Origin of the sequence: Rugamonas rubra (genome assembly GCF_900114705.1) — a bacterium.
Taxonomy (GTDB): Bacteria; Pseudomonadota; Gammaproteobacteria; order Burkholderiales; family Burkholderiaceae_D; genus Rugamonas; species Rugamonas rubra.
In genome coordinates this window covers 22255-46780 of the sequence record NZ_FOTW01000036.1, presented here as the reverse complement: position 1 = coordinate 46780, position 24526 = coordinate 22255, and the positions used below count along the sequence as shown (strand labels likewise).

The window sequence follows — 24526 nt, the reverse complement described above, 5'->3', positions numbered from 1 at the left end:
CGCCGGCGCTCAGTGGTGGAAGGAGGCGAGCTGCTGCAGGATCTCGCGGTAGATCTGGTTGAGCGGCAGGGTCTTCTCGACGCCGCCGCGCTTGACCGCCTCCTTGGGCATGCCGTAGACCACGCAGCTGGCCTCGTCCTGCGCCAGCGTGCGGGCGCCGGCCTTGAGCATCTCGAGCAGGCCGGCGGCGCCGTCGTCGCCCATGCCGGTCATGATGACGCCGAGCGCGTTGGCGCCGGCGCAGCGCGCCACCGAGCGGAACAGCACGTCGACCGAGGGCCGGTGGCGGTTCACCAGCGGGCCGTCGACCACCTCGACGAAGTAGTAGGCGCCGGTGCGGCGCAACAGCATGTGCTTGCCGCCCGGCGCGATCAGGGCGCGGCCGGGCACCACGCGGTCGTTGTTGGCGGCCTCCTTGACGCTGATCTGGCAGACGCTGTCGAGCCGCGCGGCGAAGGCGGCGGTGAACTTCTCCGGCATGTGCTGGACGATGACGATGCCGGGGCAGACCCGCGGCAGCGCCGTCAGCACCTCCTCGAGCGCCTGGGTGCCGCCGGTCGAGGTGCCCAGCGCCACCACCCGTTCGGTGGTCTGCAGCACCGCGCGCCCCTCGGCCGGCGGCAGGATCACGTCGGCGTTGTGCTTGACGGTGGGCTGCGGCGGCGCCGCCGCCCGGCCGGCCAGGCGGCGCACGTTGGCGCCGGCCGCCGCGCGCACCGCCGAGACCAGCTCGTCGGCGCTGTCGTGCAGGAACTGCTTGAGGTCGAGCCGCGGCTTGGTGATGATCGCCACGGCGCCGGCGGCCAGCGCGTCCATCGAGGTCTGCGCCCCCTTCTCGGTCAGGGTCGAGCAGATCACCACCGGGGTCGGCCGCTCGGCCATGATCTTGCGCAGGAAGGTGATGCCGTCCATGCGCGGCATCTCGACGTCGAGCACGATGACGTCGGGCCACTGCGTCTTCATGCGCTCGATCGCCAGCAGCGGGTTGGCCACGGCGTGGGTGACGACGATGCCCTGGGCGCCGTTGAGCAGGCCGCTGAGCACCTGGCGCACGACGGCCGAATCGTCGACGATCATCACCTCGATGCTCATGCCGGCTCCTGGTGCGGGCGGCGCGGCACGAAGTCGGGCGGCACCTGGCGGCTCAGCACCTCGCCGCTGCGGATGGTGAAGATCAGTTGGCGGTGGCCCTCGCCGTACAGGCTCTCCGAGACCACGGCGATGCCGTGCTGGCGCAGCAGCTCGCGGGCGCAGGCGGCGTTCTGGCTGCCGATGTCGGGCACCTTGGCGCTGCGCGGGAACATCGCGCCGCCGCCGAACAGCTTGCCCTGGCACTGCGCCGGCGGCACGGCGCGCCGCTCCAGCTCGGCCAGCAGGAAGTCCATCGCGTCGGCGCCGTACAGGCCGGCGCGCCCGGCGCCGGCCTTGCGGTTGCTGCCGGGCAGCAGGAAGTGCGACATGGCGCCGACCCGCCGCGCCGGGTGCCACAGGGTGATCGAGACGCAGGAGCCGAGCAGGGTGCGCACGCGGTACTGCTGGTCGCCGACGAAGCAGTCGCCCGGCATCAGGAACACGTCGATCAGCTTGAGGGCGGCGCCGTTCATGGCGCCGGCTTGCGGTAGATCGACGGCGCCAGCGCCTGCACGGCGTCGCTGATGTCGTTGAGGGTCTCGGAGTGGCCGATCAGGAAGTGGCCGCCGGGGCGCAACTGGGCCAGCAGGCGGGCCACCACGGCGCGCTTGGTCGGCAGGTCGAAGTAGATCATCACGTTGCGCAGGAAGATCAGGTCGAAGCTGCCCAGCTTGGGCAGCGGCTGCACCAGGTTGAGGTGCTGGAAGGTGACGCGGGCGCGCAGCGCGCGCTCGACCAGCAGGGTGCCGGCCTCGCTGCCCTGGCCCTTCAGGCAGTAGCGCTTGAGGTAGGCCGGCGGCATCTGGCTGGCGCGCTCCATCGGGTAGTGGCCGCGCCGCGCCTTGTCCAGCACGCGGCTGGAGATGTCGCTGCCGAGCACCTCCCAGGGCGCCTCGCCGAGCACCTCGGCCAGCACCATGGCGATGCTGTAGGGCTCCTCGCCGCTGGAGCAGGCGGCGCTCCAGACGCGCAGCGCGCGCTGCTGGGCCTTGGCCGCCAGGGCCAGCTCGCGCAGCAGGGCGAAGTGCTTGGGTTCGCGGAAGAAGTAGGTCTCGTTGGTGGTCAGCAGGTCGACCGCCATCTGCAGCTCGGCCGGCTCGCGCCGGCTCTCGAGCAGCATCAGGTAGTCGCCGTAGCTGGCCAGCTGGTAGTGCGCCAGGCGCTTGGCCAGGCGGCCGCTGACCAGGGCCTGCTTGCCGTTGGCCATGAAGATCCCCGCCGCCTCGTAGATGAAGCGCTGGAACTGCGAGAACTCGCGCTCGCTCAGGGTGATCATCGCCATGCCGGTGCTCAGTGTTGCGCGGCGCGCGCCAGCGCGACGATCTCTTCGCCCGACAGCACGCGGTCGATCGCCAGCAGGCTGACGAAGCGGCCGCCGGCCTTGCCGATGCCGGCGATGAAGTCGGGCCGGATGCGCGTGCCGAAGGCGGGCGGCGGCTCGATGTCGGCGGCGCCGATGTCGACCACGGCGTTGACGGCGTCGACCAGCATGCCGAGCACCTGCTTGCCGTCGCTGTCGGCCAGCTCGACGATGACGATGCAGCTGCGCTTGCTGATCGGGCTGCTGGCGCGGCCGAAGCGGGCCGACAGGTCGAGCACCGGCACCACGGCGCCGCGCAGGTTGATCACGCCGCGCACACAGGGCGGCATCATCGGCACCGTCGCCAGGCTGGCGTACTCGATGATCTCCTTGATGTGCAGGATGCCGACGGCGAACTGCTCCTCGCCCAGCATGAAGGTGAGGAACTGGCTGGGCAGCGCGGCGGCGGCGGCGGCGGCGACCAGCGCGCGGCTGGCGCTGGGTTCGGTGGCGGGGATCATCTCTGGCTCCATGAAGGGGGGACGGGCGGCCTCAGGCGGCGGCCAGCTGGGCCGGCGGCTTGCCGCCGACCTGGGCCATCAGCGCGGCGACGTCGAGGATCAGGGCGACGTCACCGCTGCCCAGGATGGTCGAGCCGCTGATGCACTTGACCTCGGAGAAGATCGGGCTGAGCGGCTTGATCACGGTCTGGAACTCGCCCAGCAGGGTGTCGACCACCAGGCCGGCGCGCTGGTTGCCGAACTTCAGCACGACGATGCTCTCGCGCCGCCCGGCCTGGCCGTCCAGCGAGAACAGCTGGCGCAGGCGGATGAAGGGCAGCACCTGGCCGCGCAGGTTGCAGTAGTCCTGGCCCGGCTCGGCGGCGTACTCGATGCACTCCTCGATCATGTCGAGCGGGACGACGAACACCGAGCCGCCGACCTGCACCAGGAAGCCGTCGATGATGGCCAGGGTGAGCGGCAGGCGCACCGTGACGATGGTGCCGGCGCCCTCCTTGCTGTCGACCTCGACGCTGCCGCGCAGCGCCGTGATGTTGCGCTTGACCACGTCCATGCCGACCCCGCGGCCGGACAGGTTGGTGATCTTCTCGGCGGTCGAGAAGCCGGCCTCGAAGATCAGGTTGTAGATCTCGGCGTCGGACAGCTTGCGGTCGGGATCGACCAGGCCGCGCTCGATCGCCTTGGCCAGGATGCGCTCCTTCTGCAGGCCGCCGCCGTCGTCGCTGACCTCGATGACGATGCTGCCCGACTCGTGGAAGGCGTTGAGCGAGATCAGGCCGCGCGCCGGCTTGCCGCGCGCGACGCGCAGCTCGGCCGGCTCGATGCCGTGGTCCATGGCGTTGCGCACCAGGTGCATCAGCGGGTCGCCGATCTTCTCGACGACGGTCTTGTCGAGCTCGGCGTCCTCGCCGTCGACGGCCAGGCCGATGTCCTTGCCCAGCTCGCGGGCGACGTCGTGCACGACGCGCTGGAAGCGGTTGAAGGTGGCGCCGATCTTGACCATGCGCAGCTCGAGGGCGGCGTCGCGCACCTCCTCGACCAGGCCCGACAGCACCGAGCTGCACTCGAGCAGCTCGGCGTTGCACAGGCGCTGGCCGATCAGGTTGGCGCGCGCGCCGGCGATGATCAGCTCGCCGACCAGGTCGATCAGCCGGTCCAGCTTGTCGGAGTCGACGCGGATCGAGCGGCTCTCCTGCGCCTTCTGCTCGTTGGCCTGCTTCTGCTTGGCCAGCGCCGCCTCGACCACCACCGGCGGCACGTTGCCGGCGCCGACCAGGATGCTGCCGATCTGGCCGCTGGCGGCGTCCTGCGCCGCCAGCGCCTGCTCCAGCTCGCGCGCCGTGACGCTGCCGCAGCGCACCAGGATCTCGCCGAGGCGGGCGTCCTGCTCGGGCAGCGTGCGGATCAGTTCGACGTACTGCGAGACGCGGCTGTGCGGCGGCAGGATGTGCATCACGCAGTCGTCGTGGACGAACTCGAACACCGCCTCGATGGTCTCCTTGTCGGCCGCGCTGTCGAAGGCGATCTCGAAGCCCAGGTAGCACAGTTCGGCGTCCATCTGCTCGGCCGGCGGCAGCGCGTCGACGGTGGCGATGCCGACGATGGTGCCGAGCCTGGCCAGGTAGCGCAGGAAGGCGATCGGGTCCATGCCGTTCTGCAGCACGCCGCGGCCGAAGCGCAGCGAGATGTGCCAATGGTCGCGCTCGCCGGGGGCGCCGGTCATGCGCTCGACGCCGGGCTGGGCCAGCTCGACCAGCGGGCTGGCGCCGGCGCCGCCGTCTTGGCCATGGCCGTGGCCGCCGGCGTCGGCGTGGCCGGCGCTCATGTGGCGGCGCAGCTGGGCCACCAGGGCGGCGTCCTCGGCGGCGTTGGCCGGGTCGGCCTCGGTGGCGCCGGCGGCCAGGCCGTCGATCATGCCCGAAAGGAAGTCGCAGCAGGACAGCAGCAGCACGATCATCTCGTCGACCAGCACCACGCGGCCGTCGCGCACCTCGTCGAGCAGGCTCTCGACGACGTGGGTGAAGGCGACGATGTGGTCCAGGCTGAACAGGCCGGCCGAGCCCTTGATGGTGTGGGCGGCGCGGAAGATGGCGTTGATCGCCTCGCCCTGGTCGCCGGCCAAGTCGACGTTGAGCAGGGCGTTCTCCATCTCCTCGAGCAGCTCGCGGCTCTCGACGATGAAGGTTTGCAGCGCTTGGTCCAGATTCATGGCTTACCTCGCTAGGCAGGTCGGCGGTGGCGTCGGCGGGTTGGTCGGCGAATTCAGTGGGCGGCGGAGACCAGCAGGGCGTCGCCGAAATAGCCGCCCAGGTCCAGCATGTCGAAGATCTCCAGCACGGCGGCGCTGTGGCCGACCAGGCGCAACTGGTGGCCCAGCGTGGTGGCGTGCTGCTTGGCCAGCATCAGCACCTGCAGGCCGGCCGTGTCGAGCTCGCTGACGGCCGACAGGTCGAGCTCGAGCAGCGGGGCGCGCGCCAGCGCCTGCATCAGCTCGCCCTTCAACTCGGCGGCGCGGTAGATGGTCAACTCGCCGGCGATGGCGAGGCGGCTGGCGGTGGTGCTGGGATCGGCGGGCATGGCGGACTCCGTGGCGTGGCGGTTGGACAGGCGCTGTGGCCAGCGCGGCGGGGAAAGGCGGGCGCGCGGCGGGCGCCGCCTACGGCAGCACCAGCTTGGCCACGGCGCCCAGCAGCACCTCGGGCTTGAAGGGTTTGACCACCCAGGCCTTGGCGCCGGCCGCCTGGCCCTCGCGCTTCTTGCCCTCCTGCGACTCGGTGGTCAGCATGATCACCGGCGTGAAGCGGTACAGCGGCAGCTGCTTGAACTCCTTGACGAAGGTGATGCCGTCCATGTTGGGCATGTTGACGTCGCACACCACCAGGTGGATCTTCTGCCCGGTGCACTTGGACAGCGCGTCGAGCCCGTCGCGCCCCTCGATGACGTCGTAGCCGGCGCCCTTGAGCGCGATGCCCACCACCTGGCGCAGCGAGGCCGAATCGTCGACCACCATGATAGTCTTGGCCATGCATTACTCTCCTTAGAAAAAGGTCACCTCGTCGGCGGCGGCGGCGGCCGCCGGGCGGGCCTGGCCGCCGTGGTGCACGGCGTGCTCCTCGGCCATCGCGTAGGTCTTCTCCAGCTCGCCGAGCAGGGCGGCGGCGGCCAGCGGCTCGAGGACCGCGCCCTCGGCGTAGCGGGCGCGGTTGTCGCGCAGCAGCCGCGGCAGCAGGTCCATATTGTCGCGCACGTGGGCCATCACCTGGCTGACCCGGTCCTGGAACTGCAGTTGCACCAGCGCCTCGCCGACTTCGCCCTGGATCGCCACGCTGTCCTGCTTGAGCAGCTCGGTCGACTGCTGCAGCGCGTCGGTGACCTGGCGGAAGTCGCCCAGCACGGCGGCGATCAGCCCCTCGGCCGACTGCAGCGAGGCGTTCTCCTGCTCGCTCGACAGCTCGGCCGCCTGGCTGGCGGCGATGATGGCGCGGCTGATCTGGCCGACCCGCTCGGCGATGCTGCGGCCGGTCTCGGCCGAGCGGTTCGACAGGTTGCGCACCTCGGTGGCGACCACCGCGAAGCCGGCCCCGGCCGGGCCGGCGCGGGCCGCCTCGATGGCCGCGTTGAGCGCCAGCAGATTGGTCTGGGCGGCGATGCTGGCGACGCCCTCGGCCATGCCGCGCAGTTCGCGGGTGTAGCCCTCGAGCTGCTTGATCTGGTCGAGCATGGTTTGTTTGGAGCGCATCGCCGACTGCATCGAGGCGACCACCGAGCCGAGCTGGCTCTGGCTGTGGCCGAACACCTCGGCCAGCGAGGGGCCGGCGCCGCCCTGCTGGCCGGCGCCGGCCACGTGCAGGGTGTTGTCGAGCTTGTCGACGATGGAGGAGAAGCGGCCGGCCAGCTCGGCCACGGCGTCCTCCATCTGGCTGCGCGACGATTCGAGGTGGCGGCTCCAGACCGGCAGCACGGCGTCGCCGAACTGTTCGCGTCCCTCCAGGTAGCGCTCGATCATGGCCTGCGGCGCGGCGCCGGCCGCGCCGAGCACGCGCGCGGCGCCGGCGCCGGCGGCCAGCAGCAGCGCGGCCCACAACCAGGCCGGCCAGCCGGCGTGGCCCCAGCCGGCCGCCAGCGTGCCGACGGCGCCGCCCAGCGCCAGGGCGAGGGGAAACAGGGTTGCGCTGCCGAGACTGGTGATATTTTTCACTGGACCCCACCGCCGAAAAAACCATTCGGGACACGCCGACCGCGGGCATGCCGTTGCGAAACATGTTCCCACATTCTGTGCCAATGCGGCGCGAAAGGGAAGCGTTGAAACACCCGGCCGCGCCCTCACTGGCAAACCAATTGTAGCTGGAGTTGCTGGCGCTGGCGCTTTAAATAACTGCCAAAGAGAAATAATTTCCAATCGACACATACGGCGCCGCGCCGCCCCGCGCCACGCCCGTGGCGGCGCGGGGCCGGCGCTGTTGCGGGGACGCAACCCGGCGCCTTGTCGCCTTTGCCGGTGGACTTTTTCGGCCGCCGCATGTACATTGCCACCGTCGCAAAGTAATAATTTAGACAATGCACTCTCAACAACAACATTTCTATAGGAACAAGCCCAATGAAACAATACGGAGCTGAATTTTTTGGTACCTTCTGGCTGGTGCTGGGCGGCTGCGGTAGCGCCGTGCTGGCGGCCGCCTTCCCCGGCGTCGGCATCGGCCTGCTGGGCGTCTCGCTGGCCTTCGGCCTGACCGTGCTGACCATGGCCTACGCCATCGGCCACATCTCCGGCTGCCACCTGAACCCGGCCGTGTCGATCGGCCTGTGGGCCGGCGGCCGCTTCCCCGCCAGCAAGCTGCTGCCCTACATCGTCGCCCAGGTGCTCGGCGGCATCGCCGCCGGCGGCGTGCTGTACCTGATCGCCAGCGGCAAGGCCGGCTTCGACCTGGCCGGCGGCTTCGCCTCGAACGGCTACGGCGAGCACTCGCCGGGCGGCTACTCGCTGACCGCCGCGCTGGTCACCGAGGTGGTGATGACGGCGATGTTCCTGGTCGTCATCCTTGGCGCCACCGACGGCCGCGCCCCGGCCGGCTTCGCGCCGCTGCCGATCGGCCTGTGCCTGACCCTGATCCACCTGATCAGCATCCCGGTCACCAACACCTCGGTCAACCCGGCGCGCAGCACCGGCGTGGCGCTGTACGTGGGCGGCTGGGCCACCAGCCAGCTGTGGTTGTTCTGGGTGGCGCCGATCGCCGGCGCCCTGCTCGGCGCGCTGATCTACCGCGCCATCGGCAAGAAGGACTGAGCCGGGCCGGCCTGAGGGCCGCCGCGTCAACGGGCCGGGGGCGCAGCTGCGCCGCCCGGCCTTTTTTTCGCCCGCGCGCGGCGTGGGCCGGTGATCAGTTACCATGGTGGCTTGTTCGTCCACACCCACACCGCGCATGCCCGCTCCGTCCATGTTCCGTTCGCTGCTGTCGCTGCCGCCGCTGCTCGCGGCCTTGCTGGCGTGGGCGCCGCCGGCAACGGCCGCGCCAGCGGCGGCGCCGCTGCGCATCGTGCTGCCGCCGCTGCATCCGAGCGCGCGCGAGCACGCCGCCTACTTCCCCGCGCTGCTGCGCCTGGCGCTGGAAAAGACCCGCGCCAGCGACGGCCCGTTCGAGATCAGCGTCTTCCCGCGCGAGCTGACCAGCCCGCGCCAGGCGCTGGAGCTGAAGAACAACGGCGTCATCAACGTCATCTGGGACGGCAGCAACGCCCAGCGCGAGCGCGAGCTGCTGGCCGTGCCGGTGTCGCTGTTGGGCGAGCTGAACGACTACCGCGTGCTGCTGATCCGCCGCCAAGACGCGTCCCGCTTCGCCGCCGTGCGCACCCTCGAGCAACTGGCCGCGCTGCGCGCCGGCGCCGGCGTCAACTGGCCCTCGACCGAGATCCTGCGCGCCAACGGCCTGCCGGTGGTGACGGCGATCTCCTACGAGTTCCTGTTCCCCATGCTGCAGGGCGGCCGCTTCGACTACCTGCCGCGCGGCGTCTACGAGGCCTGGTTCGAGCAGCGCGTGCACGCCGGGCGCGACCTGGTGGTCGAACCGGACATCTTCCTGCACTACCGCGTGCCCTTCCACTTCTTCGTCAGCCGCGACAATCCGGCGCTGGCGGCGCGCATCGAGCGCGGCCTGCGCCTGGCGCAACAGGACGGCAGCTTCGCCCGCCTGTTCAACGGCGTGCCGGCCTTCCGCCGCAGCCTGGACGAGATCCGCGCCGGCAAGCGCCGCGTGTTCGAGCTGCGGCCGCTGCCCTGAGGCGGCGCGCCGGCGGCGCCGCGGCGTGTTGCGTTTCATGCAGCAACAAGAATGCCAATCCAAGACCGCAAGCGCAGTCGAGCAGACCAATCCTTTACCGCAACCACCCGGCGCGGCCGCAAACGTGGCGCCGCCGGCCACCGCCGGCAGATGCCGGGCGACACGGCGGCCGTCTTGTGGCATATTGCCATTTAGAAAAATACGATTTGCGAGGGCAAACGTTTTCCCGCCACACGCCAAGCAAACTGCAAGAGAATTTCCCGCCATGAAACTGACCCGCCTGTTCGCCGTCTCCATCGCCGTGTTGGCGTTGCTCAGCAGCGCCATGCTGGGCCGCATCGTGCTGACGGAGTGGAACAACTACGGCGCCGCCGCCGACGGCCTGCGCATCCTACAACTGGTGCAAAAGAGCATGCTGGCGGCCGAGAAGCTGTCCTTCGAGCGCGGCCCGGTCAACGGCATGCTGGGCGACGCCCTGCCGCACCAGGCGCTGCGCCTGCAACGCCTGGCCGCCGCGCGCGGCGCCAGCGACCGCGCCCTGGCCGAGCTGCAGGACGCCGTCGGCGCCGGCCCGGCGCCGTCGGCCGCCGCGCTGGCCGCGCTGCAGCGGGTGCGGCAGGCGCTGGCGGCGGCGCGCCAGACGGTCGACCGCCTGGCCGCCCTGCCGCAGGAGCAGCGCGCCCCGGCCGAGCTGACCGCCACCGTCGAGCAGATGTTCGCCCTGGTGCCGATCATCATGGAGACCGTCAACGAGTTCTCGCGCAGCTCGCAGCAGCGCTATCCGCAGTTCTCGGTGATCTTGCAGAACGCCCGCTTCGCCGTCGAGCTGCGCGAGTACGCCGGCCGCCTCGGCTCGCAGCTGACGGCGGCGCTGGTGGCACGCCGGCCGCTCGACGAGGCGGCGCAGCGGCGCATCCAGTTCATCGAGGGCCGCATCGAACAGCTGCGCGAGCTGATCAAGCTGCCCACCAACAATGTCGCCACCGACCCGCGCCTGCTGGCGGCGCTGCGGGCGATGGAGCAGCGCTACTTCGGCGACGGCCTGGCGCTGGTGGCCGGCATGGTCGAGGCCAGCCGCGCCGGCCGGCCCTACCTCATGGACACCGGCCAGTTCGCCGAGCGCTACGTGCCGACCATGGCGCCCATCCTGCGCGTGCGCGACGTGCTGCTGGAGGCCTCGCTGGAACAGGCCCAGCAGGCCTACCACACGGCCCGGCGCCAGTTGCTGCTGGCCTGCGCCACCGGCGCGCTGACCCTGCTGGTGCTGGCGGTGCTGGCCCTGATCGTGCGGCGCCGGGTGATCCGGCCGCTGCTGTGGGCGACGCGCGCGCTGGTCAACCTGAGCAACGGCGACCTGGCCAGCGAGGTGCGCGGCACGCGCCGGCGCGACGAGGTGGGCGACCTGCTGCGCGCCCTGGTGGCGCTGCGCGCCGGCGCGCTCGACAAGCGGCGCCTGGAGCAGGAGCGCCAGCAGCTGATGGAGGAGCTGCGCCGCAGCGCCGACACCGACTACCTGACCGGCATCCTGAACCGGCGCGCCTTCACCGCCGCCGGCCAGCAGCGCATGCGCGGCGCGCAGGAGAACGACCTGTCGCTGGCGGTGATCCTGTTCGACATCGACCACTTCAAGTCGGTCAACGACTGCCACGGCCACGACGCCGGCGACCAGGTGCTGATCCGCGTCGCCGCGCTGGTGCGCCACGAGCTGCGCGACGGCGAGATCCTGGCGCGCTACGGCGGCGAGGAGTTCGTCGTCATGCCGGCCTACTGCGACCTGAACGCGGCGCGCGTGGTGGCCGAGCGGCTGCGCCGCGCCATCGAGGCCGAGCCGCTGCCGCTGGTCGACGGCCACATCCTGCGCATCACCGCCAGCTTCGGCGTGGCCGCCGCCAGCGGCGAGCGGGCCGCCCTCGACGGCCTGTTCCACGCCGCCGACCTGGCGCTGTACCGCGCCAAGCACCTCGGCCGCAACCGGGTCGAGGGTTAACTGCGGAATTGGTGCAGGCGGTACTTGCGCAGCACGCCGTCGCTGCCGAACAGCAGCACCAGCTCGCGGCTGCGGTCCGGCACGAACAGCGCGGCCGTGCCGATGATGGGCAGGTAGCGCAAGAAGCCGGGCACGCTCTGCCGGTCCTGGTAGACCCAGATCTCGTAGCCGCTGTCGAACTTGAACACGTGCGAGTCGCCGAAGGCGGCGACGATGTCGGCCTTGGTGCTGTGGCCGACCTTGATGGCGTGGTCCATCTCGCCACGGCTCATGCGGCTGACGGCGCCGTTGCCGAGCACGGCGCAACCGCCCAGCAACAGCAGCATGGCCCAGCTCAATCTGCTCAGGATATTCATCATGGTCGACTCCGTTCAGGGCGCGCGCGGTGCCGTGGCGGCGGACGCCGTCGGCGCCGGGCCGTCGTCCAGGTAGGCAAAGGCCGGCGGCGGCGCGGCCGGCGCGCCGGCCTGGCTCAAGCGCAAGGGCTTGCGCAGCGCGTCGGCGGGGAAGCCGAGCAGGCGGAAGCGCAGCGAAATGTCGGGCATGCTGGGGGCGTAACGCTCGAACAGGGCCATGCCCTTGGGCGGGCCGCCGGCCTCGGCGGCGGGCCCGGCGGGGGCCGGCGGCGGCGGCGGCAGCGCGGCCGGGGCCGAGCCGGCCAGGCAGCACAAGGTGCCGAGCAACATCATGCGTTGCCACATCGCCTGTCTCGCCATCATGCCTGCCTCCTGGTTTGCTTGGGGCGCACGTCGCGCCGGAAACAAAGTGTTGCAATTTCCCGGGCAAGACTCCAGTCATTTGTGCGCAGCACCATCGGACGCCACTTGGGGTAGCGCGAGGCGGTACGCGCGGATGCAAAAAAGGCCAGTCCGACGGGACTGGCCTTGACTGCCGCGCGGCGGGCGGCACGGCGCCGAGCGCCGAGCGCCGCCGGGCGCCCTACTTCTTGGCGAACTGCTTGTCGACCGCGCCCTGGGTCACCGGGTGGTAGCGTTCGCGCGCCTTGGCGTACAGCGCCTTGGCCCAGGCCTTGTCGTCCGCCGTCTTGAGCAGCGCGGTGTACAGCGGCACGACGAACTTCTGCCGGCCCACGCTCATCAGGAAGCTGCCGAGCGGCTCGCGCACGTTGTAGCCGGCCTTCACCGAGGCCAGGTAGAAGCGGTAGGCGATCTCGTTGTTGCCGCTCTTGCCTAGGCCGAACTGCTGGTCGAGCTCGGCCAACTGGGCCGCCGTGGCCTTGCCGCTGATGTCGTTGAGGAAGTGCATCCACTCGGTGGCGATCCAGGCCTTGCTGTCGATGTCCTTGGTGGCCAGCGCACCCTTGAGCCAGGCGTCGCGCTGGGCGTCGACGGCGGCCAGCCGCGGCGAGACGGCGCGCTTGGCGCTGGCCGGCACGCCGACGCCGTGCAGCCACTCGTCGAGCTCGGCCTCGCCCATCAGCTCGGGATGGCCGTCGAGCAGGTTCTTGCGCAGGTAGGCGACGAACTGCTCGGTGGTGGCCGACTGGAAGGCGTGCTGGTCGAACCAGCCGCGCAGGAAGGGGTCGAACACGGCGCGGCCGGCGCGCTGCTCGAGCGTGCGCAGGAACCAGGCGCCTTTCGGATAGGCCAGGCCCTCGTCGGTGTAGGTGGCGGCCGGGCGCTCGTCGGGGTCGCGGCTGAGCAGCGCCTGGCGCGCCGGCGGGATCTCCGGCAGCGAGGCGAACAGCTCCTCCTGCTCGAGCTGCAGGCCGATCTCGGCGACGTCGGCGCCGTACAGGCTCTCGACGATGCGCGTCGTCACGTAGGTGGTGAAGCCCTCGTTGAGCCACCAGTGCTTCCACGAGGCGTTGGTGACCAGGTTGCCGGACCAGGAGTGGGCCAGCTCGTGGGCGATCAGGTCGACCAGGCTGCGGTCGCCGGCGATCATGGTCGGTGTCAGGAAGGTCAGGCGCGGGTTCTCCATGCCGCCGATGGGGAAGGACGGCGGCAGCACGATCATGTCGTAGCGCTCCCAGCGGTAGGGGCCGTACAGGCTCTCGGCGGCGGCGATCATCTTCTCGGTGTCGGCCAGCTCCCAGGCGGCCGCTTCGATGCGGGCCGGCTCGGCGTAGACGGCCGAGCGCGGGCCGAGCTTGCGCAGCTCGAGTTCGCCGATGGCGATGGCCAGCAGGTAGGCCGGGATCGGCTGGGCCATGCGGAACTTCCAGCCGCCGGCGCCGCTGGCGTTCTGGTCGTTCTCGGCGCTCATCACCACGCGCAGGCCGGCCGGCGCGTCGATGCGGGCGCTGTAGGTGAAGCGCACCGCCGGGGTGTCCTGCAGCGGCGCCCAGGAGCGCGCGTTGATGGTCTCGGACTGGCTGAACATGAAGGGCCGCTTGCCCGACATGGTCTGCTGCGGCGTCATCCACTGCAGCGCGGCGGCGGCGGGCGCCGTGTGGTAGTAGATGCGCACCTTCCGCGGCTGGGCGGCGACGGCGATGCGCAGGGCGCGGCCCTTGTCGGCCTCCAGCTTGTCGAGCATGTAGGAGGCCGGCGCCCATTTGCCGTTGGCGCCCAGCACCTGGACGCGGGCGATGCTCAGGTCGCGCGTGTCGAGCACCAGGCTGCGCGCCGACTTGTCGAGCCAGTTCAGGCTCAGCTCGGCGTAGCCGCTCAGCGTCTTGCTGGCGAAGTCGGCCTTCAGGTCGAGGTGCAGGTCGCTGGTGCGCACCTGGTCGTAGCGGGCGTAGCTGAGCGGGTCGGCCTGGGCCTGGGCGGCGAGGCCGAGCAGCAGGCACAGCGCCAGGCGCAGGGAATGTGGAGTGGGCATGGTGGTCTTCGCAAAAAATGAGCAATTGAAAAAGATTGCCGGCAAGGGCAGCAGCGCCGAGCAGAATAGCACAGGGCGCCGCGCTGGACCGGGCGGCGCCGTTGCGGTATCATCGCCGCTGAACATTGGGGAGTAGTCGTCCGTCGGCCCGTCCGGCGGAATCTGCATCAACATAATCGGCCCGCAGGCCGTGGTGCAGATGGTGATCCACTTGACGAGACCATTGATCAAGGGGCGGCCGCATGGGCCGGAGTCGCCCCTGGATCATTGGTAAACCGTCCGGCCCGCGTACCACCCTCATCCCCATGGAAGCTTTCCTCGTCTCTAGCGGCATCGTCGCGCTCGCCGAAATCGGCGACAAAACCCAGTTGCTGGCCTTCGTGCTGGCCGCCAAATTCCGCCGTCCCCTTCCCATCGTGCTGGCGATCCTCGTCGCCACCATCGCCAACCACGCCTTCGCCGCCGCCGTCGGCGGCTGGGTCACCGGCCTGATGGGGCCGGACCTGCTGCGCTGGGTGCTGGGCGCCGGCTTCCTGGCGATGGCCGCCTGGACCCTGGTGCCCGACAAACTCGACGACGAGGACACCAAGCTGGCCGGCTACGGCGTGTTCCTGACCACCCTGATCGCCTTCTTCATGGCCGAGATGGGCGACAAGACGCAGATCGCCACGGTGGCGCTGGCGGCGCGCTACCACAGCCTGGCGGCGGTGGTGGCCGGCACCACGGTCGGCATGATGCTGGCCAACGTGCCGGCGGTCTACCTGGGCGAGCGCATCGCCGGCCGGGTGTCGCTGAAGCTGGTGCACGGCATCGCGGCGGCCGTGTTCGCCCTGCTCGGCCTGGCCACGCTGCTGGGCGCCGGCGCCGGCTGGGGTTTCTAGGACGTTTCCGGCACGCCACAGCTTGCCAATTTGCGTATTTTTCTGCCCGCTTATGTGCGTTCGCACACAGATCTCGAAAAATTGATAAGATATCATCTTTGTTAAGTATGAAATCTTTGAAAGAGGTTTGTAAATGCGTGTCCAGATCAAACTGGCGATCATGGCGTTGACGCTGGGGCTGGGCGGCCTGGCCGGCGCCACCCCGCTGGCCGTCGCCGCGCCGGCCCCGGCCGTGCCCGCCTTCCAGCTCGACGACTTGGCGGCGGCCACCCTGCTCGACGGCCTGGAACAGGCCGATCTGCGCGATTTCGCGGGGATGCGGGCCGGTCTGGACGAAGCGGCGGACGATCTGCCGCCGGGCCGACTGGCGCCGGCGCAGCGGGGCGGCAGCCGTGCCGGCCTGGACGGCCAAGCCCGCGCGCAACCACGGACGCAACATCCGGCGGCGCCGCCCGAACCGATCCCCGAGCCGGAGATATACACAATGTTTCTGGTCGGCATCGCCATCCTGCTGCTGGCGGGCCGCCGCCGCGACGTCGCCTCGCCCTGGGGCATGATCCGCGTCGACAAGTAGGAAGCGCGTTCGCGCCTTGCCGTTCCCGTCCTCCGTTTCCATCCGCCGTTTCCGTCCGCCGTTTCCGTCCGCCGTTTTCCCCGCCTCTTCCGCCGGACCGGCGCCGCCCACGCGGCGCCGGTTTTTTTACGCCCGCCGCGTTCAGCCGCGTGGGGCGGCCGCCACCTGCAAGTCCACCACATGGCTGGCGCCGTCGTCGACTAGGGCGAAGCTGGCGTCCGGCTGGGCCACGCCGTCCAGGCTCAGGCCGGCCGCGCCGGCCGCGGCGCGGCGCACCTCGATCCGGTAGACGGCGCCGCCGTGGCGGTAGCTGATGGCGAAGCCGTCCCAGTCGGCCGGCAGGTGCGGCGCCAGGCGCAGCCGCTCGCCGGCCCGCGTCAGGCCCAGCATCTCCTCGACGATCAGGCGGTACATCCAGCCGGCCGAGCCGGTGTACCAGCTCCAGCCGCCCCGGCCGACGTGGGGCGGCACGGCGTAGATGTCGGCCGTCACCACGTAGGGCTCGACCTTGTAGCGGGCGCAGCCCTCGGCGTCGGCGGCGTGGCGCAGCGGGTTGAGCATGCGCAGCAGCTGCCAGGCGCGCTCGCCGTCGCCCAGGCGGGCGAAGGCCATCACCGTCCAGATGGCGGCGTGGGTGTACTGGCCGCCGTTCTCGCGCACCCCCGGCACGTAGCCGCGGATGTAGCCGGGGTTGGGCTCGGCGCGGTCGAACGGCGGGTCGAGCAGCTGGATCAGGCCGTGCTCGCGCCGCACCAGGCGGGCGTCGACCTGCTCCATCGCCTGGCGCGCCCGCTCCGGCGCGGCGGCGCCCGACAGCACCGCCCAGCTCTGCGAGATCGAGTCGATCTGGCACTCGGCGTTGGCGTGCGAGCCGAGCGGGGTGCCGTCGTCGAAGTAGGCGCGGCGGTACCACTGGCCGTCCCAGGCGTTGGCCTCGACGCTGCCGGCCAGGCGCTTGGCCTCGACCCGGCACTCGGCGGCGAAGACGCCGTCCTGGCGCCGCTCGGCCAGTTCGGCGAAGCGCTGCAGCACCTCGACCAGGAAGAAGGCCAGCCAGACGCTCTCGCCCTTGCCGTGTTCGCCGACCTTGTCCATGCCGTCGTTCCAGTCGCAGGAGCCGATCAGCGGCAGGCCGTGGGCGCCGAAGCGCAGGCCGTGGCGGATCGCCCGCACGCAGTGCTGGTACAGGCTCTCGCTGCGCGAGGAGCGGCTCGGCAGGTCGTAGTAGGAGTCCTCCTCGGGCTTGACGGCGCGCCCCTCCAGGTAGGGCGCGGTCTCGTCGAGCACCGCCAGGTCGCCGGTGACGGCGGCGTAGCGGCAGGCCGCCAGCGGCAGCCACAGGTAGTCGTCGGAGCAGTGGGTGCGCACGCCGCGGTCGGACGGCGGGTGCCACCAGTGCTGCGCGTCGCCCTCGATGAACTGGTGGCCGGCGCACAGCAGCAGGTGCTCGCGCAGCAGCTGCGGCGCGCTGTGCAGCGCCGCCATGGCGTCCTGCAGCTGGTCGCGGAAGCCGAACGCGCCGCCCGACTGGTAGTAGCCGCTGCGCGCCCACAGCCGGCAGGCGATGGTCTGGTACAGCAGCCAGCCGTTGGCCAGCACGTCGAGCGCCGGGTCGGGCGTGGCGATCCGCACCGCGCCCAGGGTGGCGGCCCAGTGGGCGCGCACGGCGGCCAGCGCGGCGGCGGCGGCGCCGGCGTTGCCGTGCTGGCGCACCAGGCTGCCGGCGTCGGCGTTGCGGCGGCCGCCGACGCCGAGCAGGAAGACGAACTCGCGCTGCTCGCCGGGCGCCAGCTCGCAGGGCAGCTGCAGCGCGGCGCAGGCGTCGAGGCCGGCGCCGAGCCGGCCCGACAGGCGGGTGCGGCGCAGCGCGGCCGGCTCGGCCAGGCTGCCGTTGCGGCCGATGAACTCGGCGCGGTCGGCGCTGAAGCTGGCGCCGGCGGCCAGGCCGGCGTCGGCGTGGAAGAAGGCGACCCGGCCGCTGAACTCGGTGTTGTAGGGGTTGCGGGCGAACAGCGCGCCGCTGGCCGGCTCGCGCTCGGTGACGATGTGCATGCCGGACTTGCTGCGCATGTCGCCCAGCACCCACTCGACGTAGCCGGTGACGGACAGGCGGCGCGGCTCGCTGCCGTCGTTGCGCAGGCGCAGCACGCTGTACTTGAGCGCCGCGTCGAGCGCGACGAAGGTGGTCAGCTCGCTGGCGATGGCGCCCTCGCTGTGCTCGAACACGCTGTAGCCGAAGCCGTGCCGGGTCAGGTATTCGCCGGCGCCGCCGGCCGGCAGCGCGGTGGGCGACCAGACCTGGCCGCTGTGCTCGTCGCGCAGGTAGAAGGCCTCGCCGCTGGCGTCGCCCACCGGGTCGTTGTGCCAGGGCGTCAGGCGGAACTCGTGGGCGTTCTCGTGCCAGGTGTAGGCCTGGCCGCTCTCCGACACCACGCAGCCGAACTGGGCGTTGGCCAGCACGTTGCTCCACGGCGCCGGGGTGCGCCGGCCGGCGCCGTGGCGGATCAGGTACTCGCCGCCGTCGGCGGAGAAGCCGCCGATGCCGTTGTCGAGCAGCGGCGCCGGGCCGGCCCCGGCGCCGTCGGCGGTGCCGAACGGCGCGGCGGCGGCCGGCGCGGCGAAGCCGGCGCGGCCCTCGCCGAGCGGCGGCGGCAGGCGCGGCGCCGGCGCCGCCGGCCGCTTGATCTGCTCGGCCAGCGTGCCGCGGCTGTCGCTGATGACGACCCGCGCCACCGACTGCAGCAGCACGCGGTCCTCGTTGGCGATCTGCTCGGCCTGGCGCACGAAGATGCCGCCCGGCCGGTCGATCGCCTGGGCGTCGTTGCCGGAGGCGATCAGGCCCATGATCTGCTCGTGCAGCAGTTGGCGGTAGCCGGCCTGGTCCTCGTACCAGATGACCAGGTCGACCACCAGGCCCTTCAGGCGCCAGTAGGCGTGCGCCTGCACCAGCTGGCGCGCCAGCTCGATGTTGGCCGGGTCGCGGATCTGCAGCAGCACGATCGGCAGGTCGCCGGAGATGGCGTAGGCCCACAGGCCGGACTGGCCGCGCTGGTTCCTCTGCAGCACGGCCGGCTCGGCGCGCAGCAGCGCGTTGGGGTAGATGACGGTGCTGGCCAGGCGGGCGTAGAGCTGGGCGTCGGCCTCGCTGGCGTTGAGCTGGCGCAGCACCACCTGGCTGTGGGTCCAGGCCAGCTCGAAGACGCGGTCGGCCAGGTGGCGGTCCTGGTACTTGTCGATCAGGTGCAGCGCCGCCTCGCGCGTGTCGGTCATGCCGCTGACGATGTCGACGGTGGCGCTCTGGTCCGGCTCGAGCGTGATCTGGTAGCGGATCGCCACCACCGGGTCGAGCACCGGGCCGGCGCCGCCGCCCAGCGGCCCGGCCTGGGCCATGGCCAGCGGCGCGATGGCGCTGCGGCCGCGGCCGATGAAGCGGGCGCGGTCGGTCTCGAAGGACAGCTCGACGACGGCGGCGTCGTGCACCGTCATCAGGTGCAGCAGGGTCGGCGTCGCCTCGTCCTTGCCGCGCGGCCGGCGCGCGCACAGGATGGCGCCCTCGTGGTGCAGGATCTCGGTCTGCACGAACAGCTTGCCGAAGGCCGGGTGGGCGGCGTCGGCGGCCGGCGCCGCCATCACCACCTCGGCGTAGCTGGTCAGCTCGACGACGCGGCGGCGCGCCGACTTGTTGGTGACGCGGGTGCGGCGCAGCTCGATGTCGTCCTCCGGCGAGACGACGATCTCGGTGTGCAGGTCGAGCTCGTGGTCGCCGCGGCGGAACTCGGCGCGGCCCTCGGAGAAGATCACCTCGTACTTGCGCGGCGCGGCCAGGGTCGGCTGGTAGGTGGTCGACCAGACGGCGCCGCTGTCGACGTCGCGCAGGTAGCAGAAGCTGCCCCAGTTGTCGCGCGTGCCGTCCTCGCGCCAGCGGGTCACGGCCAGGTCGCGCCAGCGGCTCGAGCCGCCGCCGGCGTGGCTGACCATGACGTGGTAGCGGCCGTTCGACAGCAGCTGGGTCTCGGGCAGCGCGGTGTTGGGCTGGGTCAGCACGCGCAGCGGCATGACCTGCTCGGCGGCGGCCGGGCGCGGCTCGCCCTCGGCCTGCTGCTGCGGGTGGAAGGCGCCGGCCTGCGGGATGCGCTCCTGCAGCAGCAGCAGGGTGGCGCGCAGCTCGGCGTCGGCCTCGAAGCGGCGCTGCATCGGCCGCTCGTGCAGCAGGTAGCCGATGGCCAGCAGGCCCATGCCCTGGTGGTGCACCATGAAGGAGCGCACCACGGCGGCGCTCTGGCCGCGCGGCAGGCGGCTGCCGGTGTAGTCGACCGCCTCGTAGAAGCCGTAGCGGCCGAGGAAGCCCAGCGCGGCCATGCGCTGCAGGTTCTGGCAGGCCGCCTCGGGCCGCACCATCAGCCCCATCATGCAGGCGTAGGGCGCCACCACCAGGTCGTCGGCCAGGCCGCGCTTGAGGCCCAGGCCGGGCACGCCGAAGGCGCGGTACTGGTAGTTCAGGCTGGCGTCGACGGTGTTGTAGCCGGACTCGGAGACGCCCCACGGCACGCCGCGCTGGCGGCCGTAGTCGATCTGCGCGTCGAGCACGGCGTGGTAGGTCTGCGTCAGCAGGGTGTTCGGGTAGCTCGGCATGACCAGCAGCGGCATCAGGTATTCGAACATCGAGCCGCTCCACGACAGCAGCAGCGGGCGGCCGCCGACCATGCACAGCTGGCGCCCCAGCGCGAACCAGTGCTGCTGCGGCAGCTGGCCCTGGGCGATGGCGACGAAGCTGGCCAGGCGCACCTCGGAGGCCAGCAGGTCGTAGCAGCTGGCGTCGAGGCGGCGCTCGCTGACGCTGTAGCCGATCGCCAGCAGCTTGGTGGCCGGGTTGTACAGGAAGGAGTAGTCCATCTGCGCCTGGGCGCGGGCCAGCGCGGCCAGCGCGGCGATGCGCTCGATGCGGCTGGCGGCGCGGGCGCCGCCCAGCGCCACCAGCTCGGCCAGCTGCTGCTGGCGGGCGCGCTCGTCGGGCGCCAGGTCGGAGGCGCTGGCGGCGGCCGGTTGCAGCTCGGCCAGCGCGCGCAGGGTCGGCATGCGCAGCAGGGCGGCGTCGAACACCGCCTCGGCCGGCAGGCTCGACCAGGGCGCCAGCTCGGCCAGCTCCTGCTCGGCGGCGCGGCACTGGCGCGCCAGCGCGGCGGCCCAGTCGCGCGTCGTGGCCTCGCCCAGCACCTCGACCTGGGCCGACAGCGCCTCGGCCAGCGCGGCGCCAGCCGCCAGCCAGACGTGCAGCGCCGGCAGCGGCGCGGGCGGCGGCGCGGCCAGGTGGCGGCGCAGCGCGGCGGCGGCGGCCAGCGGCGGCGGCACGGACAGGCCCGGGCCCGGGCACGGGCCCGCGCCGGCGCCCGGCTCGGCGGCGGCGGCCAGCGCCTCGTCGAGCACGGCGGCGGTGACGGCCAGGCCGTCGAACAGCTGGGCGCCGAGCAGCGGCCGCTCGAGCAGGTCGAGCAGGCCGGCGCGCAGCACCAGCAGGTGGCCGGCCAGGTTGCCGCTGTCGACGGTGGAGATGTAGACCGGCAGCAGCGGCTGCAGGCTCAGCGTGTCGTACCAGTTGTACAGGTGGCCCTGGTGGCGCTCGAGCAGGGCCATGCTGGCCAGGGTGCGCTCGCTGCGCTCGAGCAGCGCGCCGACGCCGACGAAGCCGAAGTCGTAGGCGCTCAGGTTGGCCAGCAGGGCCAGGCCGATGTTGGTCGGCGAGGTGCGGTGCGCCACCACGGCCAGCGGCTGCTCCTGCACGTTGTCGGGCGGCAGCCAGTGGTCGGCCGGGCCGACGTGGTCCTCGAAGAAGGCCCAGGTGCGCCGCGCCAGCAGGCGCAGGAAGCGGTGCTGCTCGGCCGACAGCTGGTCCGGCGCGACGGCGGCCGGGCGGCTGATCCACCAGGCCGCCAGCGGCGAGCCGAGCCAGGCCAGCAGGAACACGGCGGCGGCCGCCAGCGCGTCCGGCCGCCACAGCGCCAGCGCGGCGCCGGCGCCGGCCGCCAGCAGCGGCGCGCACCACATGGCGCGCCAGTTGGCGGCCAGGCCGTCCGCGGCGCGCGCCAGCGCCGAGGCGCGCCACTCGAGCAGGTGGCGCCGGCTGACCAGCAGGCGCCAGGCGCTGCGCGCCGCCGCGTCCAGGCTGAAGGCCGCCTCGTAGGGCAGGAACACCAGCTGTAGCAGGGCGTGCGCCAGTTGCAGGCCGCTGCGCCGCAGCGAGCCGGCCAGGTGCTGGCGCCACAGCGTCTCGGCCGGCTTGCGGTCGAGGTCGACCAGGGCGCCCACCAGGCCGGGGCCGAACAGCACGGCCAGCACGGCGCCGCTCCACAACCAGGCCTGGCCGGGCAGCGCCCAGCCCAGCAGCAGCAGCGCCAGCAGGGTCGGCGCCACCAGGCTGCGGCGCAGGTTGTCGAACAGCTTCCAGCGCGACAGCGCCGACAGCGGGTTGGCCTCGCGGCCGGCGCCGTCGACGCCGGCCGGCACGCGCGGCAGCAGCCAGGCCAGCAGTTGCCAGTCGCCGCGGATCCAGCGCTGGCGCCGCGCCACGTCCTCGCTGTAGCGGGCCGGGTAGGCCTCGTACAACTGGGCGTCGCTGAGCAGGCCGGCGCGCAGGTAGCAGCCCTCGATCAGGTCGTGGCTGAGGATGCGGTTGTCGGGCAGGCGCGCCGCCAGCACCTGCTCGAACACGTCGACCGCGTAGATGCCCTTGCCGATGAAGGAGCCCTCGTAGAACACGTCCTGGTAGACGTCGGAGACGGTGCGCGTGTAGGGGTCGATGCCGGGCTCGCCGCCGCACAGCTTCTCGTAGCGCGAGGCGCGCTCGCCGGGCAGGCTGGCGGCGACGCGCGGCTGCAGGATGCCGTAGCCCTCGACCACCCGGCCCAGCCGGGGGTCGACGCGGGCGGCGTTGAGCGGGTGCTCCATGGCGGCGATGAACTGGCGCGCGGCGTCGCGCGGCAGCTGGGTGTCGGTGTCGAGCGTGATGACGTACTTGACCGTGTCCAGCGCGGCCAGCACGGCCGCCTCGCCCTCGACGGCGGCGAAGCGTTCGCCGCCGTGGCCGCGCAGGAAGGCGTTCAGCTCGAGCAGCTTGCCGCGCTTGCGCTCGTGGCCCATCCAGACACCCTCGCGCGCGTTCCAGCGGCGCGGCCGGTGCAGCAGCAGGAAGGGGCCGGGCGCGTCGGCGCCGGCGTAGCGGGCGTTGAGCGCGCGCACGCACTGGCAGGCCTGGGCCAGCAGCGCGGCGTCGCCGGGCTGGCTCTCGGCGGCGGCGTCGGCGTAGTCGGTGAGCAGGCAGAACAGCAGTTGCGGGTCGCGGTTGGCCAGGTAGCGCACCTCCATCTGCTCGCCCAGCGCGGCGACGTTGTCGGCGCTGTAGATCAGCGTCGGCACCACCACCAGGCTGCGGGCGCCGGCCGGCACGCCGCCGCGCAGGTCCATGCGCGGCAGCGGGTGCGGCCGGGTCAGCAGGGTGGCGCCCCAGTTGACCAGCGCCAGCGCCAGCTGGGCGCTGGCCGGCAGCGCCAGCAGCGCCAGCGCGGCCAGCGCCGGGCCGCGGGCGCCGTCGGCGGCGGCGCGCGCCAGCAGCGGCGCCGCCACGGCCAGCGCCAGCAGGCCGGCCGCGCCCAGGTAGCTGGCCAGCGGCGCGGCGCGGGCGCGCGCCTGCAGCGCCGGCCACGGCGCCAGGCGCACGCACAGCTGGCGCGCCAGCAGGCGCTGGCCGGCGCCGACCAGGTAGTGGCCGACGTGGCGGTGGCGCGCGTCGACGCCGCCGGCCTGCAGCCGCGCCAGCTGCAGCGCCACGGCGGCCACCTCGGCCTCGCTGTGCCGGCAGCGCCGCGCCAGCCGCTCGACGACGTGGCGGTACTGGTCGCGGGTGGCGAAGTCCATCCGCGGGTACACCTCGGCCGGGTCCTGGCGCAGCTCGCGCTCGACCACGCTCATCGACTCGACGAACTCCTGCCAGTCCATGCTGCCGAGCACGCGCAGGCTGCCGATGCTGTTGCTGATCGAGACCTGTTCGGCGGCCTGCTGCTGGATCTCGCTCTGGATCTGCTGCTCGATGGTCAGGCCGCCCTCGGCCAGGCGGTGGCCCAGCCAGGACAGCGCCAGCGTCAGCGCCTGGCTCTGCCCCTGCAGGCGGCGCGCCAGCTCGGCGACGAAGGCGCTGGTGACGGGCGGCTCGGAGCGCGCCATGTCGGCCACCAGCAGGATCAGGCCGCTGGCGTTGTGCTCGGCCACCTCGCCCATCCGCTCGGCCCAGTCGGCCGCCAGGTCGCGCTCGCGGCGGTTGTCGGCGACCCGCGCGGCGACGCGGCGCAGGTTCTCGATCAGCGCCAGGCGCAGCATGATGGGGATGGCCCACAGCTCGCCCAGCTCGAGGGCGGCGCCCTCCTGGTAGGCGTCGACGAAGCGGCGCAGGCTCTCCGGGTCGACCCGGCCGTCGCCGTGCGAGATGATCTCCAGCGCCAGCTTGTAGGCGCGCGGGCAGCCCTCGACACCGGCGCCGGCCAAGCGCGGCAGCTGCCGGCTGTAGCCCTTGGGCAGGTGGCGGCGCGCGGTGCGGATCTGCTCCTCGATCAGGTAGTAGTTGTCGAGCAGCCACTCGGAGGCCGGCGTCACCTGGCGCCCGGCCGTCACGGCGGCGGTCAGCTCGACGCAGGTGGCGCCGATCAGCTCGGCGTTCTCGGCCAGCCGCGCCAGCAGGCGGTCGCGGCGGCCGGCGAAGCTGGGCCGGCGCAGCGTGTGCTGGCCGGCCAGGGTCTTGCCGTGGGCCGCCATCTGCGCCGCGCTGAACAGCTCGGCGCGCAGCGGCAGCTCGTCGTCATCGTCGGGGCGGACGGCGCCGGAGCGCGCCTCGCGGAAGCCTGGGGTGCACCAGGCGTGCAATGCGGTGAGTGGTTTCAAAGTGACCTCGCTGTCGGCCCCCGGACGGGGACGGCGCCGCCCGGGCACCGGCCGGCAGGCAGGCGCGCGAACCACGCGATGGAAAGTATGTTCCAAGGCATGGTAGCGGGGCGCACGGCTGACCACCGTGCGCAGACGTACA

18 protein-coding genes and 1 riboswitch are annotated in these 24526 nt (G+C 72.2%); of the genes, 6 read left to right on the top strand and 12 right to left on the bottom strand.

Annotated features, from left to right (window positions below; translation table 11 throughout):
- Positions 1 to 9: 9 nt before the first annotated feature.
- From BM252_RS27450 to BM252_RS27415, 8 genes are all read right to left on the bottom strand, one after another.
- Complete coding sequence (locus BM252_RS27450) at positions 10 to 1092, bottom strand: protein-glutamate methylesterase/protein-glutamine glutaminase (RefSeq protein ID WP_093390847.1); 1083 nt, start codon at positions 1090 to 1092, stop codon at positions 10 to 12.
- A complete protein-coding gene (locus BM252_RS27445; protein ID WP_174900703.1) occupies positions 1089 to 1604 on the bottom strand; it encodes a chemotaxis protein CheD in 516 nt (171 codons plus the stop codon). Before BM252_RS27445 ends, BM252_RS27450 begins: the two co-directional genes overlap by 4 nt.
- On the bottom strand, positions 1601 to 2407 hold the full coding sequence (locus tag BM252_RS27440) for a CheR family methyltransferase (RefSeq protein WP_409567906.1): 807 nt from the start codon (positions 2405 to 2407) through the stop codon (positions 1601 to 1603). Before BM252_RS27440 ends, BM252_RS27445 begins: the two co-directional genes overlap by 4 nt.
- Before the next feature lie 14 nt (positions 2408 to 2421).
- Entirely contained in the window at positions 2422 to 2952 is a 531-nt protein-coding gene (locus BM252_RS27435; protein ID WP_093390845.1) for a chemotaxis protein CheW, read from the bottom strand.
- 31 nt (positions 2953 to 2983) lie between these two features.
- Positions 2984 to 5161 (bottom strand): chemotaxis protein CheA, encoded by a 2178-nt coding sequence (locus BM252_RS27430; RefSeq protein WP_093390844.1) that lies wholly within the window; start codon positions 5159 to 5161, stop codon positions 2984 to 2986.
- A 53-nt stretch (positions 5162 to 5214) separates the two neighbouring features.
- A complete protein-coding gene (locus BM252_RS27425) occupies positions 5215 to 5529 on the bottom strand; it encodes an STAS domain-containing protein (protein ID WP_093390843.1) in 315 nt (104 codons plus the stop codon).
- A 79-nt stretch (positions 5530 to 5608) separates the two neighbouring features.
- The gene (locus BM252_RS27420; protein WP_093390842.1) at positions 5609 to 5977 is read right to left on the bottom strand and encodes a response regulator; all 369 of its coding nucleotides are present in this window, start codon (positions 5975 to 5977) and stop codon (positions 5609 to 5611) included.
- Positions 5978 to 5989: 12 nt separating this feature from the next.
- The gene (locus BM252_RS27415) at positions 5990 to 7150 is read right to left on the bottom strand and encodes a methyl-accepting chemotaxis protein (RefSeq protein WP_245774482.1); all 1161 of its coding nucleotides are present in this window, start codon (positions 7148 to 7150) and stop codon (positions 5990 to 5992) included.
- Between the two features lie 399 nt (positions 7151 to 7549).
- Here BM252_RS27415 and aqpZ point away from each other — a divergent pair, with 399 nt between their 5' ends.
- The 3 genes from aqpZ (at position 7550) to BM252_RS27400 (ending at position 11214) form a co-directional block, all read left to right on the top strand.
- Positions 7550 to 8236, top strand: coding sequence for an aquaporin Z (gene aqpZ / locus BM252_RS27410; RefSeq protein ID WP_093390840.1), 687 nt, complete (start codon positions 7550 to 7552; stop codon positions 8234 to 8236).
- A gap of 136 nt (positions 8237 to 8372) precedes the next feature.
- Complete coding sequence (locus tag BM252_RS27405; protein ID WP_139236778.1) at positions 8373 to 9227, top strand: substrate-binding periplasmic protein; 855 nt, start codon at positions 8373 to 8375, stop codon at positions 9225 to 9227.
- Positions 9228 to 9492: 265 nt separating this feature from the next.
- A complete protein-coding gene (locus BM252_RS27400) occupies positions 9493 to 11214 on the top strand; it encodes a GGDEF domain-containing protein (protein ID WP_093390838.1) in 1722 nt (573 codons plus the stop codon).
- On the opposite strand, the gene BM252_RS27395 is transcribed toward BM252_RS27400, so the two are convergent.
- From BM252_RS27395 to BM252_RS27385, 3 genes are all read right to left on the bottom strand, one after another.
- Positions 11211 to 11573 carry a hypothetical protein gene (locus tag BM252_RS27395; RefSeq protein WP_139236777.1) on the bottom strand — a complete coding sequence of 121 codons (363 nt, stop codon included), beginning with the start codon at positions 11571 to 11573 and terminating at the stop codon, positions 11211 to 11213. The two genes, BM252_RS27400 and BM252_RS27395, sit on opposite strands and share 4 nt — an antisense overlap.
- Positions 11574 to 11585: 12 nt before the next feature.
- Positions 11586 to 11933: a hypothetical protein gene (locus tag BM252_RS27390; protein ID WP_139236776.1), complete on the bottom strand. Its 348-nt coding sequence runs from the start codon at positions 11931 to 11933 to the stop codon at positions 11586 to 11588.
- Positions 11934 to 12153: 220 nt separating this feature from the next.
- Positions 12154 to 14004, bottom strand: coding sequence for a M1 family metallopeptidase (locus tag BM252_RS27385; RefSeq protein WP_093390835.1), 1851 nt, complete (start codon positions 14002 to 14004; stop codon positions 12154 to 12156).
- On the opposite strand from BM252_RS27385, the gene BM252_RS31265 reads away from it, so the two are divergent.
- The 3 genes from BM252_RS31265 to BM252_RS27375 all read left to right on the top strand — a co-directional run bounded on the left by BM252_RS31265 (position 14003) and on the right by BM252_RS27375 (position 15459).
- Positions 14003 to 14140: a hypothetical protein gene (locus tag BM252_RS31265; protein ID WP_174900702.1), complete on the top strand. Its 138-nt coding sequence runs from the start codon at positions 14003 to 14005 to the stop codon at positions 14138 to 14140. The two genes, BM252_RS27385 and BM252_RS31265, sit on opposite strands and share 2 nt — an antisense overlap.
- Positions 14120 to 14273: riboswitch (yybP-ykoY riboswitch) on the top strand. (Overlaps the previous gene by 21 nt.)
- A gap of 36 nt (positions 14274 to 14309) precedes the next feature.
- Positions 14310 to 14885: a TMEM165/GDT1 family protein gene (locus tag BM252_RS27380; protein WP_093390834.1), complete on the top strand. Its 576-nt coding sequence runs from the start codon at positions 14310 to 14312 to the stop codon at positions 14883 to 14885.
- Between the two features lie 133 nt (positions 14886 to 15018).
- A complete protein-coding gene (locus BM252_RS27375; RefSeq protein WP_093390833.1) occupies positions 15019 to 15459 on the top strand; it encodes a PEP-CTERM sorting domain-containing protein in 441 nt (146 codons plus the stop codon).
- A 141-nt stretch (positions 15460 to 15600) separates the two neighbouring features.
- Here BM252_RS27375 and BM252_RS27370 read toward each other — a convergent pair whose 3' ends face one another.
- Complete coding sequence (locus BM252_RS27370; RefSeq protein ID WP_425442379.1) at positions 15601 to 24384, bottom strand: glycoside hydrolase family 94 protein; 8784 nt, start codon at positions 24382 to 24384, stop codon at positions 15601 to 15603.
- Positions 24385 to 24526: the final 142 nt, after the last annotated feature.

Bases quoted from the DNA above. Each gene is read 5' to 3' on its own strand.
- BM252_RS27450 (WP_093390847.1), bottom strand. From the start codon at position 1,092: ATGAGCATCGAGGTGATGATCGTCGACGATTCGGCCGTCGTGCGCCAG.
- BM252_RS27445 (WP_174900703.1), bottom strand. From the start codon at position 1,604: ATGAACGGCGCCGCCCTCAAGCTGATCGACGTGTTCCTGATGCCGGGC.
- BM252_RS27440 (WP_409567906.1), bottom strand. From the start codon at position 2,407: ATGATCACCCTGAGCGAGCGCGAGTTCTCGCAGTTCCAGCGCTTCATC.
- BM252_RS27435 (WP_093390845.1), bottom strand. From the start codon at position 2,952: ATGATCCCCGCCACCGAACCCAGCGCCAGCCGCGCGCTGGTCGCCGCC.
- BM252_RS27430 (WP_093390844.1), bottom strand. From the start codon at position 5,161: ATGAATCTGGACCAAGCGCTGCAAACCTTCATCGTCGAGAGCCGCGAG.
- BM252_RS27425 (WP_093390843.1), bottom strand. From the start codon at position 5,529: ATGCCCGCCGATCCCAGCACCACCGCCAGCCGCCTCGCCATCGCCGGC.
- BM252_RS27420 (WP_093390842.1), bottom strand. From the start codon at position 5,977: ATGGCCAAGACTATCATGGTGGTCGACGATTCGGCCTCGCTGCGCCAG.
- aqpZ (WP_093390840.1), top strand. From the start codon at position 7,550: ATGAAACAATACGGAGCTGAATTTTTTGGTACCTTCTGGCTGGTGCTG.
- BM252_RS27405 (WP_139236778.1), top strand. From the start codon at position 8,373: ATGCCCGCTCCGTCCATGTTCCGTTCGCTGCTGTCGCTGCCGCCGCTG.
- BM252_RS27400 (WP_093390838.1), top strand. From the start codon at position 9,493: ATGAAACTGACCCGCCTGTTCGCCGTCTCCATCGCCGTGTTGGCGTTG.
- BM252_RS27395 (WP_139236777.1), bottom strand. From the start codon at position 11,573: ATGATGAATATCCTGAGCAGATTGAGCTGGGCCATGCTGCTGTTGCTG.
- BM252_RS27390 (WP_139236776.1), bottom strand. From the start codon at position 11,933: ATGATGGCGAGACAGGCGATGTGGCAACGCATGATGTTGCTCGGCACC.
- BM252_RS31265 (WP_174900702.1), top strand. From the start codon at position 14,003: ATGGTGGTCTTCGCAAAAAATGAGCAATTGAAAAAGATTGCCGGCAAG.
- BM252_RS27385 (WP_093390835.1), bottom strand. From the start codon at position 14,004: ATGCCCACTCCACATTCCCTGCGCCTGGCGCTGTGCCTGCTGCTCGGC.
- BM252_RS27380 (WP_093390834.1), top strand. From the start codon at position 14,310: ATGGAAGCTTTCCTCGTCTCTAGCGGCATCGTCGCGCTCGCCGAAATC.
- BM252_RS27375 (WP_093390833.1), top strand. From the start codon at position 15,019: ATGCGTGTCCAGATCAAACTGGCGATCATGGCGTTGACGCTGGGGCTG.